The 18,284-nt window shown below is 63.1% G+C and carries 10 protein-coding genes; 8 read left to right on the plus strand and 2 right to left on the minus strand.

The genetic code is table 11. From position 1 onward, the window contains the following. Positions 1-2 precede the first annotated feature (2 nt). Genes IEG05_RS04580 through IEG05_RS04590 form a run of 3 tightly spaced genes read left to right on the plus strand, consistent with a single transcriptional unit; the run spans position 3 to position 8,681 of the window. The gene (locus tag IEG05_RS04580) at positions 3-7,169 is read left to right on the plus strand and encodes an Hpt domain-containing protein (protein WP_191121712.1); all 7,167 of its coding nucleotides are present in this window, start codon (positions 3-5) and stop codon (positions 7,167-7,169) included. Next, the gene (locus tag IEG05_RS04585) at positions 7,162-8,214 is read left to right on the plus strand and encodes a chemotaxis protein CheB (protein ID WP_023446065.1); all 1,053 of its coding nucleotides are present in this window, start codon (positions 7,162-7,164) and stop codon (positions 8,212-8,214) included. Before IEG05_RS04580 ends, IEG05_RS04585 begins: the two co-directional genes overlap by 8 nt. Then, on the plus strand, positions 8,211-8,681 hold the full coding sequence (locus IEG05_RS04590) for a chemotaxis protein CheW (protein ID WP_031298038.1): 471 nt from the start codon (positions 8,211-8,213) through the stop codon (positions 8,679-8,681). The genes IEG05_RS04585 and IEG05_RS04590 overlap by 4 nt, the downstream gene beginning before the upstream one ends. 24 nt (positions 8,682-8,705) lie before the next feature. On the opposite strand, the gene IEG05_RS04595 is transcribed toward IEG05_RS04590, so the two are convergent. Together IEG05_RS04595 and IEG05_RS04600 are read right to left on the minus strand one after the other, a co-directional pair. Next, on the minus strand, positions 8,706-9,422 hold the full coding sequence (locus tag IEG05_RS04595; protein WP_046617525.1) for a 16S rRNA (uracil(1498)-N(3))-methyltransferase: 717 nt from the start codon (positions 9,420-9,422) through the stop codon (positions 8,706-8,708). A gap of 81 nt (positions 9,423-9,503) precedes the next feature. Then, the gene (locus IEG05_RS04600; RefSeq protein ID WP_046617526.1) at positions 9,504-10,910 is read right to left on the minus strand and encodes an adenosylmethionine--8-amino-7-oxononanoate transaminase; all 1,407 of its coding nucleotides are present in this window, start codon (positions 10,908-10,910) and stop codon (positions 9,504-9,506) included. A 161-nt stretch (positions 10,911-11,071) separates the two neighbouring features. Here IEG05_RS04600 and IEG05_RS04605 point away from each other — a divergent pair, with 161 nt between their 5' ends. The 5 genes from IEG05_RS04605 (at position 11,072) to adeC (ending at position 18,209) form a co-directional block, all read left to right on the plus strand. Beyond that, entirely contained in the window at positions 11,072-11,626 is a 555-nt protein-coding gene (locus tag IEG05_RS04605; RefSeq protein WP_023446062.1) for a cytochrome b, read from the plus strand. A 25-nt stretch (positions 11,627-11,651) separates the two neighbouring features. Continuing rightward, positions 11,652-12,227, plus strand: coding sequence for a YceI family protein (locus tag IEG05_RS04610; protein ID WP_046617528.1), 576 nt, complete (start codon positions 11,652-11,654; stop codon positions 12,225-12,227). Positions 12,228-12,490: 263 nt separating this feature from the next. After that, positions 12,491-13,633: an efflux RND transporter periplasmic adaptor subunit gene (locus IEG05_RS04615; protein WP_041015617.1), complete on the plus strand. Its 1,143-nt coding sequence runs from the start codon at positions 12,491-12,493 to the stop codon at positions 13,631-13,633. A 14-nt stretch (positions 13,634-13,647) separates the two neighbouring features. Continuing rightward, entirely contained in the window at positions 13,648-16,785 is a 3,138-nt protein-coding gene (locus IEG05_RS04620) for an efflux RND transporter permease subunit (RefSeq protein ID WP_041015618.1), read from the plus strand. Beyond that, a complete protein-coding gene (gene adeC, locus IEG05_RS04625; RefSeq protein ID WP_046617529.1) occupies positions 16,785-18,209 on the plus strand; it encodes an AdeC/AdeK/OprM family multidrug efflux complex outer membrane factor in 1,425 nt (474 codons plus the stop codon). The genes IEG05_RS04620 and adeC overlap by 1 nt, the downstream gene beginning before the upstream one ends. Positions 18,210-18,284 lie beyond the last annotated feature (75 nt).

Here is an 18,284-nt window from a genome sequence, read left to right on the forward strand (position 1 = left end):
CTATGGGTGATCGGCACGATTATGTCGCCCTGGAGTGGGTGAAAGGCGAGATTGCCGAGACGCTTAAGCAGGCGCGTCAGGCTCTGGAGGCGTTCGTCGAGAACCCACAGGACTCGACCCGGATGCGCTTTTGCCTGACCTATGTGCATCAGGTCCACGGCACTCTGCAGATGGTGGAGTTCTTCGGCGCAGCATTGCTCGCCGAGGAAATGGAGCAGCTGGCGCGGGCCCTGCTCGACGAGCGGGTGGCCAATCAGGGCGAGGCGCTCGAGGTGATGATGCAGGCCATCCTGCAGCTGCCTGCATATCTGGACCGCATTCAGAGTGCGCGCCGCGACCTGCCGATGGTGGTGCTGCCGCTGCTTAACGATCTGCGCGCCGCTCGCGGTGAGAAGCTGCTTTCTGAAACCAGCCTATTTTCACCCGACCTGTCCGGACGCACGCCGGCGCTTTCCCAGGAGTCGGTCGAGCGTCTGCGTACGAACGAGCTGCCGGCCCTGCTGCGCAAGCTGCGCCAGATGCTGCAGGTTGCGCTGGTTGGGGTGATTCGCAACCAGGACCTGCCGACCAATCTCGGCTACATGGCGCGCGTATTCGCCCGCCTGGAAATGCTCTGCAAGGATGCGCCACTGGCGGCGCTATGGCAGATCGCCTCGGGCATGGTCGAAGGTCTGGCCAGTGGCGGCGTGAGCAACGGCACCTCCGTCCGCACCTTGTTGCGACAGGTAGACAAGCAGCTCAAGCGGTTGGTCGAGGAAGGCGCTGATGGCCTAAATCAGGCTGCGCCCGATGAGCTGATCAAGAACCTGCTCTTCTACGTCGCCAAGGCGCCGGGGCAGACGCCCCGTATCCAGGCGTTAAAGCAGCTTTACCGCCTCGACGAAGCGCTGCCGGACAGCGCCGTGGTCGATCAGGAGCGTGCTCAGCTGGCTGGTCCCGACCGTGGCGCGATGCGCTCGGTGGTCGCTGCCCTTTGTGAAGAGCTGGTGCGGGTAAAGGACAGCCTGGACCTGTTCGTGCGCAGCGATCGCAAGGTCATTGCCGAGCTGTCCAGCCTCGAGGTCCCGCTCAAGCAGATCGCCGATACCTTGGCAGTGCTCGGCTTCGCTCAACCGCGCAAGATCATTCTCGATCAGATCGTCCTCGTTCAGTCCGTAGCGCAGGGGCAGCAGGCGCCCGACGACGCCATACTGATGGATATCGCCGGTGCGTTGCTCTATGTCGAGGCTACGTTGGCCGGCATGGTCGGCGGTCCCGCGGAGGAGCGCAGCGAAGCAAGCCACCTGCCGACCACCGATGTTGCCCAGATTCACCAGTTGGTCATTCGCGAAGCGCGTAACGGGCTGGAGCAGGCCAAGGACGCGATCATCGAATTCATTGCCTCGCAATGGAACCACGAGCATCTGGCCCGGGTGCCGGATCTGCTCACTCAGGTTCGCGGCGGCCTGGCGATGATTCCCCTGGAGCGTGCTGCGGCCCTATTGCAAGCCTGCAATGGCTACATCCAGGATCAGCTTCTGGCGCGACAGGCTGTGCCGGACTGGCAGAGCCTGGATACCCTGGCTGACGCGATCACCAGCGTCGAGTATTACCTTGAGCGACTGTCCGAGGATTGCGGCACCCAGGGCGATCTGATTCTGGATGTGGCCGAAGAAAGCCTGCAGAACCTCGGCTACTCGCTGGGGCATGCAAATGCTCCGATGAAGGTCGAGGTGGTCGAGAACGAATTCGCCGATCAGCTGGACGAGATCGAAGTGCTGCCTGAGGAGCCGGACGCAAGTCTGGATGCATTCGACTCCGTTGCGGTCGGCCAGGAAGAATCTCCGGAACCGATGGACCCTGATTTCTTGAGCGAGGCGCAAGCGCCACTCGAGAGCCATGATGCGGAGACCGCGGCGGAGGCCAAGGAAAGCGAGTGGACGCTGGAAGACCTGTCCGGCGATGAAGAAATCATTTTCAACCTGCCAGAAGAGATGCCGGCGTCCGAAACGCCTCCAGACTCACTTGAAGATGAGTCGGACCTGAGCGAATGGAGCGATGCGCAGGTCGCCGAGCTCGATCTTCCGGAAGTGAGCCTGCCAGATTATTCCGAACCTGAAGGCCTGCAGGTCGAAGTCGAGCCTGTACTCAGCCTTGAGGAAGTCATGGCGGCGCCGGTCGCAGCCATCAACCCGCCTGCTCAGGATGTACCGCCTAGCCTCCTGCCGCCTCCTGCCGACGAAGAACCGGTCGACGAGGACCTGCTGGAAGTCTTCATCGAGGAAGCGGCAGAAGTTCTGGAGGCGATTGGCGAGCAGTTACCACTCTGGCTTGCCGACAGTGACAACAAGGATGCCTTGGGCGAAGTGCGACGTGCATTCCACACGCTCAAGGGTAGTGGGCGGATGGTGCGTGCACTGGTCATCGGCGAGTTGGCGTGGTCCATCGAGAATCTGCTCAATCGTGTACTCGATCGCAGCATCCAGCCGACCGACGCGGTGAGGCAGGTCGTGTGCGATGTCGTTGCACTCATGCCAGCCCTCGTCGATGAGTTCGCGGCTAAGGCCCAGCGCCAGCGTGATGACGTCGATCACCTTGCGGCAGCAGCGCATGCCCTGGCCAAGGGGCAGTCAGTGGTGCTTTCGCAGCCTGCCGAGACGCCTGCTGCGATTGCGGACGAGCCTGCCCCGTCCGCGGCGCCGCAAGACGATGACGACGCACTGGACCCCCAGTTGCTGGAAATTTTTCGCAACGAAGCCGAATCGCATCTGACCACGCTGGTCAGTTTCCTCGCCGATTGCGCCCAGCGCCTGCCGCAGCCGGTGACCGATGCGCTGCAACGTGCCTTGCACACGCTCAAGGGTAGTGCGCACATGGCCGGCATCCTGCCGGTGGCGGAAATCGCAACGCCTCTGGAGAAGATGGTCAAGGAATTCAAGACCAACCTGATCCAGATGGATCTGGCCGAAGCCGAGCTGCTGCATGAGGCCGAGCTGTTGTTACGTCAGGGGCTGGCCAATCTCGATTACGAACCGTTGGCGCCAATAGAAGGCGCCCCGGAGTTCCTGGCCAAGGTGCACGCCCTGCATCAGGCCAGATTGGTCGAAGCCGGCGCCCGCCAGCATAACGATGCTGGTGAGGCTCGCGATCCGAGCGTGATCGCGCTGTTCCTCTCTGAAGGCATGGACATCCTGCTGGATGCCGAAGATTTGCTGCGCAGCTGGCGCGAGCATCCTGCCGAGCGTCAGGAACTCTCCGCTCTGCTGCAGGAGCTAACCACGCTCGGACAGGGCGCGAAGATGGCCGACCTGCCGCAGATGGAAGCGTTGTGCCGGGTGCTGCTGCGTTTGTACGCGGTAGTTGAGGAGGGGCGACTGGCTGTCAGCGAGCGCTTCTTCGACGACGTCGAGCAGGGCCATGAAGCGCTGGTCGGCATGATGGATCAGGTAGCTGCCGCGCTGCAGGTGAGTGAGCAGTCGGAGTTGGTGGCGCGGCTCGAAGCATTGCTCGCCGAAGCCATTGATCCATTGGTTCTGGAGCAGCCGGGCGACCCAGTTTCGGTTGCAGCTCCTGGCGAGATTGCGCTGACAGAATTGCCAGCCGAAGCCGAAGCCGAAGCCGAAGCCGAAGCCGAAGCCTGGCCCGAAGAAGACGCCCCGCAAGACGAGGCGCAGGACGATCTCGATCACGAAATGGTTGAGATCTTTCTCGACGAAGCCGTCGACCTGATGGAAAGCGCCGGCCATGCGCTTGATCGCTGGCTCGCTGATCCGGCCAACCAGATGGCGCTCTCGGCTCTGCTGCGCGACCTTCACACCCTCAAGGGCGGCGCCCGGATGGCAGCAATCCGTCCGATCGGCGACCTCGCCCATGAGCTGGAGTCGCTTTACGAGGGGCTCTCCGACGGTCGCTACGTCCATTCCGCCCCGCTTGCAGCGCTGTTGCAGCGTAGCCACGATCATCTGGCGCTGCAGCTCGAGCAGCTGCAGGGCGAGATGCCGATGAGCAGTGCTGATGCACTCATCGAGTCGATGAAAGCCTTCCGTCAGGGGGCCCTGCCGGCATTCGACGGCGTTGATTCGACTGATGCTTCCCTACTGGAGACGGATGCGGGTCCTGACCTGATCCGACCGGAGAACGATTCTGCTCAATCGCTGGATGAGCCGCTGAGCGCCGATGCGTTTGATTTGCCGCTGCTCGAGGTCGATGAGACTTCTGCCGAGGCGGATGAAGGCGACAACGAAACTGCAGCGGACGATAGCCGCGCTTCGGATATCCCGTTCAGCGAAGAGTTGGATGAGGTCGACCTCAGCCTTCCCGAGCTGGATGAGGTGCCGGAAGCGTTCGAAGCTGTGCCGGCCGCCGAGGAGCACGACGCAGTCGAGCGCGATCCCGAATTAGTGGAGATCTTCCTCGAGGAGGGTTTCGACCTCATCGAGAGTGCTGCGGGTGGTTTGCAACGCTGGATGGCGGATGTCGACAACAGCTTCGAACTCGAGGCATTGCAGCGCGATCTGCATACCCTCAAGGGCGGGGCCCGGATGGCTGATATCCGTGAAATCGGTGATCTCTCCCACGAGCTCGAGTTTCTTTACGAAGGCCTGTGCGCCGGTAGCTACCGGGCCAGCCCGGAATTGTTCGGCCTTCTGCAGGCCTGCCAGGACCGCCTGGCGGAAATGCTCGAGGCGGTGCGGGCCCACCAACCGGTGTCATCGGGTGATGCGCTGATCGAGACGATTCGCCACTTTCGCAACAACCCCGATGAGCAACTGAGCATTCCCAGCAGCGTGTCGCTGAAGGCCGCTCAGGAAGATGCGCAGCAGTCTGCCGAAGCCGAAATTCTCGACATCTTTGTCGAGGAAGCTGACGACCTGCTGGAGGAAATGGAATCAGCGCTCGGTCGCTGGGATGCCGGCCGTGAGGATGCCGCTCCGTTGGCTGACATGCTCCGTGTGCTGCACACGCTGAAAGGCGGTGCGCGGCTGGCTGGGCAGACCGCACTGGGCAACATGGCCCACGATCTGGAGCAGCGGTTGAGCGAGGCGCAGCAGCAGGGCGCCCCCTGGCCGGATAGCCTGTTTCTCGATGTGCAGCACGGCTACGACGCGCTGCTGAAGGATGTCGAGCTGCTTCGGGCGGGCCTGGCGAGCGACGGAGGCGACGCTTCGCAACCTGAGTCGCCGGAGCTCGAGCCAGAGTTGCCGCGCGAGCCGGTGGCTCTGGAACAACCGATCGTCGCGGCCAGTACCTTGCCGAAGCCGAGTACCAGCCCGGCTAAGGTGCTGCCATTCATTCGACGCGCACAGCTGGCCGCTCAGGAAGCCGCTGCGCGGCGGGCACCGCAGGAGCTGGTCAAGGTTCCCGCAGAACTGCTGGAGGGTCTGGTCAACCTGGCGGGCGAAACATCGATCTTCCGCGGTCGAGTCGAGCAGCAGGTCAGCGACGTCGGCTTCACCCTTGGCGAGATGGAAGCGACCATCGAACGGGTGCGCGACCAGCTGCGCCGATTGGATACCGAAACCCAGGCGCAGATTCTCAGCCGTTACCAGGCTGAAGCCGAGCGCGCCGGCTATGACGATTTCGACCCGCTGGAAATGGACCGCCATTCGCAGCTGCAACAGCTTTCGCGTGCACTGTTCGAGTCAGCGTCTGACTTGCTCGATCTGAAGGAAACGCTGGCTGCGCGTAATCGCGACGCTGAAACGCTGCTGCTGCAGCAGGCTCGGGTCAATACCGAGCTACAGGAAGGCCTCATGCGTACCCGCATGGTTCCTTTCGAGCGCCTGGTGCCGCGCCTGCGCAGAATCGTGCGGCAGGTCGCTGGCGAGCTCGGCAAACAGGTCGAGTTCAAGGTCGGCAACGCCACCGGTGAGATGGACCGCAGCGTGCTTGAGCGAATCGTTGCGCCGCTGGAGCACATGCTGCGCAACGCCGTCGATCACGGTATCGAGCCGGTCGAGCGTCGTCGTGCTGCCGGCAAGCCCGAGCAGGGCGTGATACGCCTGGATCTGGCCCGTGAGGGTGGCGATATCGTGCTGACGCTGGCCGACGACGGTGGTGGCATCAATCTGGACGCGGTGCGGCGCAAGGCTATCGAACGCGGGCTGATGTCCGCCGATAGCGACCTGTCCGAGCATGAAATCCTGCAGTTCATCCTCGAAGCCGGGTTCTCCACCGCGGAGCGCGTCACGCAGATCTCCGGACGCGGCGTGGGCATGGACGTGGTGCACTCGGAAGTGAAGCAGCTCGGCGGGTCGATGAGCATCGAGTCGACGCTCGGTCAGGGCACGCGCTTCCTGATTCGCCTGCCGTTCACAGTGTCGGTGAACCGCGCGCTGATGGTTTATTCCGGTGAGGATCTGTATGCGATCCCGCTGAATACCATCGAAGGTATCGTGCGTGTCTCGCCATACGAGCTGGAAGCTTATTACCAGCCGGATGCGCCGCGCTTCGAATATGCCGGTCAGGCTTACGAGCTGCGTTATCTTGGCGATCTCTTGAACAACGGCCAGAAGCCCAAGCTGGTGGGGCAGAGTCTGCCGCTGCCGGTGATCCTGGTCCGCTCGAAAGAGCACAGCGTTGCGGTACAGGTCGACAGCCTCGCCGGTTCTCGTGAAATCGTGGTGAAGAGCCTCGGGCTGCAGTTCGCCGGCGTACATGGCATTTCCGGCGCGACCATCCTCGGCGATGGCCGGGTCGTGGTGATTCTGGACCTGCTGGCGACCATCCGTGTGCTCCATGCGCACCAGCTCATTCAGCTGCAACAGCCGCGCCTTATCGATCAGGTGCAGGAGCCGGTCGAGGTCGAAACCGAACGGCCGACGCTGGTCATGGTGGTTGACGATTCGGTCACCGTGCGCAAGGTCACCAGTCGTCTGCTGGAGCGCAATGGCATGAACGTTCTGACCGCCAAGGACGGGGTGGATGCCATCACTCAGCTGCAGGAGCGCAAGCCGGACATCATGCTGCTGGATATCGAGATGCCGCGCATGGACGGCTTCGAGGTGGCCACGCTGGTTCGCCACGACGAGCGTTTGAAGGATCTGCCGATCATCATGATCACCTCGCGTACCGGCGAGAAGCACCGTGATCGCGCGCTGACCATCGGCGTCAACGAATACCTTGGCAAGCCCTATCAGGAATCGGTGTTGCTCGAGGCCATTCAGCGCTTGGTTCACGCCGATGTCTGACGTTCTCTGCGCCCGCATTGCGGTACTCGCCGACACCTCTCTGCAGCGTCACGTGCTGCAGCAGGCTTTGACCGGCAGTGGCTATCAGGTGGTATTGAACAATGACCCGGCGCGCCTCGAGCCGGCAGACCTGGATAGTACCGAGGCCGATCTCTGGCTGGTTGATCTGGCGCAGACCGAAGATTCGCCTCTTGTGGATGCGTTGCTTGAGCGCGACACCACGCGGGTGCTGTTCGGTGAGGGGCATGCGCCGGAGCGGCATTCGGAGTTCTACCCACGTTGGGAGCGCAGCCTGTTCAGCAAGCTGAAGCGCCTGATCGGTGACCCATCACGGGCAGTGGGGCCGCGTCTGGACGTACTGCAGGGTGAAGGACAACGCCCCGAGCGCCTGACGCTACCGCCGCTGCTGGCTGATAGCGCGCTGCATGCCGGTGAAGCGGCGACCCAGGTATGGCTGCTGGCGGCTTCGCTCGGTGGGCCGGAAGCAGTAAAGGCCTTCCTGGACGCGCTGCCTGGCGGCCTGCCAGTCGGTTTCATCTATGCCCAGCATATCGAAGCCAGCTTCGAGTCGGCGTTGTCCCAGGCCGTGGGCCGACATAGTCAGTGGCAGGTTCAACAGGTGCGCCCTGGCCAGCCGGTGCGCTGCGGAGAAGTGATCATCGCGCCGATCGGAGAGGAACTCGGGTTCGAGTCCGATGGCAGCACCCGCCTGAACGGTCGTTGCTGGCCTGAACCGTATAGCCCGTCGATCGACCAGATGATGCTGAATCTGGCCCAGCAGTTCGGCCAGCGTTGCGGTGTCATTGCCTTCAGTGGCATGGGCAGCGACGGCAGTGCGGCGGCCGCATATGTGCTGCGTCAGGGTGGCAGGGTCTGGACGCAGCGCGCCGACTCCTGTGCCTGCTCAAGTATGCCGGACAATCTTCGCGAAGGTGGCTACAGCTCCTACAGCGGTGACCCTCGCGAGCTGGCGCAAGCCTTGGTCAATCATCTGGTCAGCCAGGTCGGTACGCCCGCCACGTCTTTTCAACGGGATAACTCATGAGTCAAATGGTCGTTTCTCCGGAGGCGGAAAGCCTCACCGGGCTGCTGATGCCGCTCGCCGATCGCGTATTGCTGGTGCCCAACGTGGCCGTCGCCGAGCTGATTCCCTATCGCGCTCCGCAAGCGGTGCAGGGCATGCCTGCATGGTTTCTCGGGCAGGTGCAGTGGCGTGACCTGAGCCTACCATTGCTGTCGTTCGAGGCCGCGTCCAGCGGTCAGGCACAACCGGTTGGCAGTTCGGCGCGGGTTGCCGTGCTCAACGCGGTTGGTGGGCGCGACCACGTCAAGTTCATCGCGCTGCTGGTGCAGGGCATCCCGCACTCGATCAAGGTCGACGCCAGCCTCGCGCGCGCGGATGTCACGCTTGCCCCGCTCGAACTGGATGCGGTCAACCTTGGCGACGTGCAGCCGCGAATCCCCGATCTGATCGGTCTGGAGCAGAAGCTCGCCGATGCTGGCCTGATCTGATCGAAGCCGTCCGCCGATCCATCGTCAGAAATCGCCCCAGAGCTGCTGTGCCACGCTCAGCGCCACCACCGGAGCGGTCTCGGTGCGCAGCACTCGCGGGCCGAGTCGAGCAGGCTGAAACCCTTGATTGGCCGCTTGTTCGACTTCGCTCTCGCTCAAGCCTCCTTCCGGACCGATCAGGAAAGCCAGTGTCTGCGGTCTGGCATGGCTCGTCAGCGGCGCCGCCACTGGATGCAGCACGAGCTTCAGGTCTGCCTCGACAGGCAACCAGTCACGCAGGCTGATTGGCGGGTGGATGACCGGCAGCACCGACCGGCCGCATTGCTCGCAGGCGCTGATCGCGATCTGCCGCCAATGGGCCAGACGTTTGTCGGCACGCTCATCGTTGAGGCGCACTTCGCAACGCTCGCTGATGATGGGCGTGATCTGCGTTACGCCTAGCTCGGTGGCCTTCTGAATGGCCCAATCCATCCGTTCACCGCGGGAAAGACCCTGCCCGAGGTGGATCTGTAGAGGTGACTCTGGCATCCCCGTCAGGCGTTCGTGCAGTTCGACGGTGACGGACTTCTTGCCGACTTCCAGCAGTTCGCCGCGAAATTCACTACCGCTGCCATCGAACAGCTGAACCGCGCTGCCGGCCGAAAGCCGCAGCACCCGGCTGATGTAGTGGGCCGGTGCGTCAGGCAGTGGGTGCTGGCCAAGGGAAAGGGGGACGTCGATGAAAAAACGGGATAGGCGCATGGAGGCAGCTGCAGGCGGCGAGTTGGAAGCGGCAAGTCTAAAGCATCGGCAGCCTGGCTCGCAGGCTGCCGATGCTCCACATCAACCCGGATCTCTGAAGCCTGGGTATGGACCGACCGGGACCGATACCCCGGAGGCATCTCGGGTGGCGATGTCGATTCCCTCGGTGGCGACTGCCGCCAGAAAGTCGATCTGTTCCTCGGTGATGCAATAGGGCGGCAGGAAATACACCACACTGCCGAGCGGGCGCAACAGCGCGCCCCGCCCCATCGCGTGCTGATAGACCTTCAGGCCGCGACGCTCCTGCCAGGGATAGGCCGTGCGGCTGGCCTTGTCCTGAACCATCTCGATGGCAAGTGCCATGCCGGTCTGGCGGACCTCGGCCACGTGCGGATGCTCGACCAGGTGCGCGGTGGCGCTGGCCATGCGCGCGGCCAGCGCCTTGTTCGCTTCGATCACGTTGTCTTCGGCGAAGATATCCAGGGTCGCCAGTGCCGCGGCGCAGGCCAGTGGGTTGCCGGTGTAGGTGTGCGAATGGAGGAAGGCGCGCAGCGTCGAATAGTCGTCGTAGAACGCCCGGTACATCCGGTCGGTGGTGAGCACTGCGGCCATCGGCAGATAGCCGCCGGTCAAGGCTTTGGACAGGCAGAGGAAGTCTGGCGTGATGCCAGCCTGCTCGCAGGCGAACATGCTGCCGGTGCGGCCGAAGCCGACCGCGATCTCGTCGTGGATGAGGTGCACTTCGTAGCGGTCGCAGGCCTCGCGCAGCAGCTTCAGATATATCGGGTGGTACATGCGCATACCGCCGGCGCCCTGAATCAGCGGTTCGACGATGACCGCGGCGATGTCCTGGTGGTGCTCGGCAAGGGTCTGTTCCATGTGCGCGAACATCTGCCGCGAATGCTCTTCCCAGCTCACACCCTCGGGTCGCAGGTAGCAGTCCGGGCTCGGCACCTTGAAGGTGTCCAGCAGCAGCGGCTTGTAGGTGTCGGTGAAGAGGGCGACATCACCCACCGACATCGCGGCGACGGTTTCCCCGTGATAGCTGTTGGTCAGGGTGACGAAGCGCTGCTTCTGGCCACGGCCGCTGTTGCGCCAGTAGTGAAAGCTCATCTTCAGCGCAACTTCGATACCGGTTGAACCGTTGTCGGTATAGAAGACGCGGTCCAGTCCGGCCGGTGTCAGGGCGACCAGGCGCTCCGACAGCTCCACCACCGGCTGATGACTGAAGCCGGCCAGCATCACGTGCTCGAGTTGGTCGACCTGATCCTTGATGCGCTGATTGATGCGCGGATTGGCATGGCCGAAGACGTTGACCCACCAGGAACTGACCGCGTCCAGGTATCGCTTGCCGTCGAAATCCTCCAGCCAGACGCCTTCGCCGCGGCGGATCGGGATCAGCGGCAGCTGCTCGTGATCTTTCATCTGGGTGCAGGGATGCCAGAGTACGGCAAGGTCGCGTTGCATCCAGCTGTCGTTCAGGCTCATCGTTACTCCTCCGCAATGAGTCGCGAAGCCTAGCAGAAGCGCTGGGGCATGACTTGATGCGATCAGTCATCGATTTACTCGATGTTTCAAAGCGAAAAAATGCGCTCTATTCCGATAGGTAACCGGCTAGGCTTCTAGGCCTGAATTTGAAGGAAGATTCAATGCACTGGCGTAACTCCTCAACGAACTATGGGCTGACCAGCATTGCCTTGCACTGGTTGGTGGCCATCGCCGTATTCGGTCTGTTCGGCCTGGGCTTCTGGATGGTTGGGCTGAACTACTACAGCAGCTGGTATCGCACCGCGCCGGACCTGCACAAGAGCATTGGCATCGCGCTGTTTCTGATCATGCTGCTGCGGGTGCTCTGGCGTTTCGTCAGCCCTGCGCCGGCGCCGCTGGCGAGTCAGGGGCGGCTGACCCGGATCGCGGCCAGGCTTGGTCACAGCCTGCTGTACCTCGGCCTGTTCCTGGTGATGATCTCGGGTTACCTGATCTCCACCGCCGATGGCCGGCCGATCAGCGTGTTCGGTCTGTTCGAGGTGCCGGCGCTGATCACTTCCATCCCCGATCAGGCCGACAGCGCCGGGATTGTTCACGAATACGCTGCCTGGGCGCTGGTGATCTTCGCCGTGGTACACGCCCTGGCTGCGCTCAAACACCATTTCATCGACCGCGACGCGACACTCAAGCGCATGCTCGGTCGTAGTGCCGGTTAATCACCCCCGATAGGAGAATCCATCGATGCTCAAGAAAACCCTCGCCGCACTGGTCCTCGGTTCCGCACTGGTCGGTGGCCAGGCATTCGCTGCCGACTACGCCATCGACAAGCAGGGCCAGCACGCCTTCGTCAATTTCAAGATCAGCCACCTCGGCTACAGCTGGCTATGGGGCACGTTCAAGGATTTCGATGGCAGCTTCAGCTACGATGCGGACAAGCCGGAAGCGAGCAAGGTTAACGTCACGTTGAAGACCGCCAGCGTCGATACCAACCACGCTGAGCGCGACAAGCACCTGCGCAGCGATGACTTCCTCAACGTCGACAAGCACCCGGTAGCCACCTTCGAGTCGACTTCGGTGAAGTCCACCGGCGACGGCACCGCTGACATCACCGGCAACCTGACGCTCAACGGCGTGACCAAACCGGTGGTGATCGCTGCCAAGTTCATCGGCGAAGGTGATGATCCCTGGGGTGGCTACCGTGCCGGTTTCGAAGGCAGTACCACGCTGACGCTGAAGGACTTCGACATCAAGATGGACCTCGGGCCGGCGTCGCAAACGGTCGATCTGATCATCTCGGTCGAAGGTGTGCGCAAGTAAACGCTCCCCGTGGAACCCGAACGCCGGCATCTTGCCGGCGTTCTGCGTTTGCCAGGATATGCATCAACGCTTCTTGCACAGCGGACAAACCTGTGTCGAATGGGTCTATGACGCACCTTTTGCAACATTTGCGGCAGGGCCGACGAGTCTTTTCAGGTTTACAGACAGTAATGGATGTAAGTATATTTCGGCCCATTCCGCTCTCCGCGTCTGCGGCGCGCTGTTGCCCACTCCCGCCTGCCAGGTTTTCAAGAGGTCTAACCATGCCAATCAAGTCAGCCAATGCTGCCCTGATGTCCATTCTCGCCATGGCTGTTTTCCTGGCCGGCTGTCAGGAAGAAGCCGCCCCACCGGCCCAGCAGAAGCCCAAGGTGGGTATCGTGACCCTGCAGGCAGAGCCGTTCGCGGTAACCACCGAGCTGCCCGGGCGTACCCGCGCCTACCGCATCGCCGAGGTGCGGCCACAGGTCAACGGCATCATCCAGAAGCGTCTGTTCACCGAAGGCAGCGACGTCAAGGCTGGGCAACAGCTCTATCAGATCGATGCGTCGGTGTACGAGGCCACGCTGAAGAGTGCTCAGGCGAGCGTCGCTTCCAGCAAGTCGCTGGCCGATCGATACGCCGAGCTGGTCAAGGATCAGGCCGTCAGCAAGCAGGCCTATGACGAGGCGCGGGCCACCAGCCTGCAGGCCGAAGCGGAGCTGGAGCGCGCGCGGATCGACGTGCGCTACACCAAGGTGCTTGCGCCGATTTCCGGCCGGATCGGCCGTTCCGCGGTGACCGAGGGTGCGCTGGTCAGCAACGGTCAGGCCCAGGAGCTGGCGACCATTCAGCAGCTTGACCCGATCTATGTCGACGTGACCCAGCCGGCCCGAGACCTGCTAGCGCTGCGGCGCGACCTGGCCGAGGGTCGTCTGCAGAAGTCTGGCGATAACGCGGCCAAGGTCACCCTCAAACTGGAGGATGGCAGCGATTACGGTCACGAAGGCAAACTCGAATTCAGCGAAGTCACGGTGGATGCCGGTACCGGCTCGGTGACCCTGCGCGCCGTATTCCCGAATCCGGACAAGAATCTGCTGCCGGGCATGTTCGTCCATGCGCAGCTGGTGGCCGGCATGAAGAGCGAGGCGATCCTGGTTCCGCAGCAGGGCGTCACCCGCAACACCAAGGGTGACCCGACCGCCATGGTGGTCAATGCCGAGAACAAGGTGGAAGTGCGCCCGATCAAGACCGAGCGCGCCGTGGGCAATCGCTGGCTGGTCGGCGAAGGCCTGCAGCCGGGCGATCGCGTGATCACCGAAGGCCTGCAGTTCATCCAGCCGGGGGTCGAGGTCGAGGTGGCTCCGGCGACCAATGTCGATAATCGCGGTGGGGTGTCTGCACAACCCCAAGGCCAAGAAGGCTGAGGGGTTTCTAATCCATGTCCAAGTTCTTTATCGACCGGCCGATCTTCGCCTGGGTGATCGCCCTGGTGATCATGCTCGCCGGCGGGCTGTCCATTCTCAAGTTGCCGGTCAATCAGTACCCGAGCATCGCCGCGCCTGCGGTCGGCATTTCCGTCAGCTACCCGGGCGCCTCGGCGCAGACGGTGCAGGACACCGTGGTGCAGGTCATCGAGCAGCAGCTCAACGGCATCGACGGGCTGCGCTACATCTCCTCGGAGAGCAACTCCGACGGCAGCATGACCATTACCGTGACCTTCGATCAGGGCACCAACCCCGATATCGCCCAGGTTCAGGTGCAGAACAAGCTGCAGCTGGCGACGCCGCTGCTGCCGCAGGAGGTTCAGCAGCAGGGTATTCGCGTCACCAAGGCGGTACGCAACTTCCTGATCGTGATCGGCTTGGTTTCCACCGACGGCAGTCTCGACCAGCGTGACCTGGCGAACTACATCGTCGCCAACATGCAGGACCCGATCTCGCGCACCAAGGGCGTCGGCGACTTCCAGGTATTCGGTGCCCAGTACGCGATGCGCATCTGGCTCGATCCGGCGAAGCTGAACAACTTCAGCCTGACCCCTGTGGACGTCAGCTCGGCGATCCAGGCGCAGAACGTCCAGATCTCGTCCGGTCAGCTGGGTGGCTTGCCGGCGCTGCCCGGGCAGCAGCTCAACGCCACGGTGATCGGCAAGACCCGCCTGCAGACTCCGGAGCAGTTCCGCAACATCCTGCTCAAGGTCAACAGCGACGGCTCGCAGGTGCGTCTGGGTGATGTCGCCAAGGTCGAGCTGGGGGGTGAAAACTATTCGGTCAGCGCGCACTTCAACGGCAAGCCGGCCGCCGGCCTGGCGCTGAAGCTGGCAACCGGCGCCAACGCGCTGGATACCGTCGAAGGCGTGCGCAAGACCATCGAGGAGCTCAAGCCGTTCTTCCCGCCGGGTGTCGACGTGGTTTATCCCTACGACACCACGCCGGTCATCTCTGCGTCCATCACCGGCGTCATGCACACGCTGCTCGAGGCGTTCGTGCTGGTGTTCCTAGTGATGTACCTGTTCCTGCAGAACTTCCGCGCGACGCTGGTTCCGACGCTCGCGGTGCCGGTGGTGCTGCTGGGTACCTTCGGCGTGCTGGCGGTGTTCGGTTTCAGCATCAATACCCTGACCATGTTCGCCATGATTCTGGCCATCGGCCTGCTGGTCGACGATGCCATCGTGGTGGTGGAGAACGTCGAACGGGTGATGCGCGAAGAAGGGCTCTCGCCTCTGGAGGCGACGCGCAAGTCCATGGGCCAGATCCAGGGCGCGCTGATCGGCATTGGCGTGGTGCTGTCGGCGGTACTGCTGCCGATGGCCTTCTTCGGAGGCTCGACCGGGGTCATCTATCGGCAGTTCTCCATCACCATCGTTTCGGCGATGGTGCTCTCGGTGCTGATGGCGCTGATCTTCACGCCGGCGCTGTGTGCGACGCTGCTCAAGCCGATCGACAAGGATGATCACCACGAGAAGGGCGGATTCTTCGGCTGGTTCAATCGCACCTTCGATCGCAGCGTGAATGGCTACGAGCGCGGCGTGAGGGCCGTGCTCAAGCGCAAGGCACCGTTCCTGCTGCTGTATGTGCTGATCGTCGGCGTGATGGTGGTGCTGTTCAACCGCATTCCCAGCGCCTTCCTGCCGGAAGAGGACCAGGGCGTCCTGTTCGCCCAGGTAATGACTCCGTCGGGCTCGACCGCCGAGCGCACCCAGCAGAGCATCGACGCCATGCGCAGCTATCTGCTGGAAGAGGAGAGCGACATCGTTCGTTCCGTCTTTACCGTGACCGGCTTCAGCTTCGCCGGCCGCGGCCAGAGCTCGGGTATCGCCTTCATCGGCCTGAAGCCCTGGAGCGAGCGGACCAACGAGGAAGACAGCGTGTTCGCCCTGGCCCAGCGTGCGCAGCAGCATTTCGCCAGTTTCCGTGACGCCCAGGTGTTCGCCTTTGCGCCGCCTGCGGTGATGGAGCTGGGTAACGCCACCGGTTTCAACCTGTTCCTGCAGGACCGCGCCGGCGTTGGCCAGGAAGTGCTGCAGCAGGCCCGCGACAAGTTCCTCCAGCTTGCCAGCCAGAGTCCGGTGCTGACCCGGGTGCGGCCCAATACCCTGCGCGACGAGCCGCAGTATCAGGTTCTGATCGACGACGAGAAGGCGCGGGTGCTGGGTATCTCCCTGGCAGACATCAACAGCACGCTGTCGATTGCCTGGGGTGGCCGCTACGTCAACGACTTTATCGATCGAGGCCGGGTGAAGAAGGTGTATTTGCAGGGCGTTCCGGACGCGCGCATGAGCCCTGAGGATTTGCAGAAGTGGTACGTGCGCAACGACGCTGGCGAGATGGTTCCGTTCAGCGCCTTCGCCAGCGGTGAGTGGACCTACGGTTCGCCGAAGCTGTCGCGTTTCAACGGCGTCAGTGCGATCGAGATGCTCGGTGAGCCGGCCCCTGGCTACAGCTCGGGTGATGCCATGGCCGAGGTCGAACGCATCGCCGCCCAGCTGCCACCTGGAGTCGGCTATTCCTGGACTGGCCAGTCCTACGAGGAACGTCTGGCGGGATCGCAGACGCTGGCGCTCTATGCCCTGTCGCTGCTGGTGGTGTTCCTCTGCCTGGCGGCCCTGTACGAGAGCTGGTCGATTCCGTTCTCGGTCATGCTGGTCGTGCCGCTGGGTATCGTCGGGGCGTTGGCCTTCACCTTGCTGCGCGGGCTGTCCAACGAGGTGTTCTTCCAGGTGGGCCTAGTCACCACCATCGGTCTGTCGGCGCGTAACGCGATCCTCATCGTCGAGTTCGCCAAGGCGCTGCACGAGCAGGGGATGAGCTACGCCGATGCCGCGCTGCAGGCGTGCCGCATGCGTCTGCGGCCGATCATCATGACCTCGCTGGCGTTCATTCTCGGCGTGGTGCCTCTGGCGATTGCGTCTGGCGCCGGTGCGGGCAGCAAGCACGCGATCGGTACCGGTGTGATCGGCGGCATGTTGACCGCCGCGATACTCGCAATCTTCTGGATTCCACTGTTCTACGTAATGATCTGCACGTTCTTCGACCGCTCGAAGTCCGCCAACGAGGGTGTGAAGGAGGATTCGCAGTGATGCACAAGTCTCTGTTGAGCCTGGCGCTGATGGCGGCGCTGGGCGGTTGCTCGCTGATCCCTGACTACGAACGTCCGGACGCACCGGTCGCGGCCGCCTGGCCGCAAGGCGAGGCCTATCCGCAAGACGCGACGCAGGCGTCCGAGCGCGCGCTTGGCTGGCGCGAGTTCTTCCGTGATCCGGCACTGCAGCAGCTGATCGAGGTGGCGCTGGAGAACAACCGTGACCTGCGTGTGGCGGCGCTCAACGTCGATGCCTATCGCGCGCTGTATCGCGTGCAGCGCGCCGATGTGCTGCCGGCGGTGAGTGCCGACGGCGCGGGGACGCGCAGCCGCACGCCTGGCGATCTGAACATGAGTGGCGAGCCGGCCATCAGCAGCCAGTACAGCGCCACGTTCGGTGTGTCCTGGGAGCTGGACCTGTTCGGTCGCCTGCGCAGCCTGCGCGACCAGGCGCTGGAAGAGTTCTTCGCCAGCGAGGCCGCCCAGCGCAGCACCCAGATCAGTCTGATCGCCAGTGTCGCCAATGCCTGGCTGACCTTGCAGGCCGACCAGGCATTGCTGCAGGTCACCCGCGATACGCTGAAGACCTATGAAGAGAGCTTTGGTCTGACCCAACGCAGTTTCGACGTCGGGGTCGCCTCGGCGCTGGAGCTGCGTCAGGCGCGCAGCGCTGTCGACAGTGCGCGGGTGAACATCGAGCAGTACACGCGGCTGGTGGCGCAGGACCGAAATGCGCTGACGCTGTTGCTGGGACAGAGCCTGCCGGCCGGTCTGCAATCGGGTGACGGGCTGGAGCGTACCCAGCTGGCGACGTTGCCGGTCGGGCTGCCCTCCGATCTGCTTCAGCAGCGCCCGGATGTTCTCCAGGCTGAATATCAACTGCGCGCGGTCAATGCCAGCATCGGCGCAGCCCGTGCGGCGTTCTTTCCGCGCATCAGCCTGACCGGCGCAGCGGGTTCGGCGAGCAGCGAGTTGTCCGGCCTGTTCGACGGCGGCTCCGGTTACTGGAGCTTCTCGCCGAGCATCAGTGTGCCGATCTTCAATGCTGGCCAGCTGCGGGCGAATCTGGACTACGCGCAGATCAGCAAGAACATCCAGGTCGCGCAATACGAGAAAGCGATCCAGACCGCCTTCCGCGAAGTGGCCGACGGGCTGGCGGCTCAGGCCACCTACACGCGGCAGGTGCAGGCGCAGCGTGATCTGTTGGAGACCAGCGAGGACTACTACAACCTCGCCGAGCGCCGCTATCGCACGGGCATCGACAGCTACCTGACCGTGCTCGATGCGCAGCGCCAGCTGTTCAGCGTGCAGCAGCAACTGATCACCGATCGCCTGGCGCAGATGACCAGCGAGGTCAATCTGTTCAAGGCGCTGGGTGGCGGCTGGCAGGACGCGGTGCAGGCGCAGCCGCAGGAGGAATGAGGCGATGCGGTGGTCGCTTGCAGTACGACCACCGCCGACAACACGCAGATACGAAAACGCCGCCCATCGGGCGGC

The sequence above is a fragment of the Stutzerimonas kunmingensis genome (assembly GCF_014764705.1).
Lineage (GTDB): Bacteria > Pseudomonadota > Gammaproteobacteria > Pseudomonadales > Pseudomonadaceae > Stutzerimonas.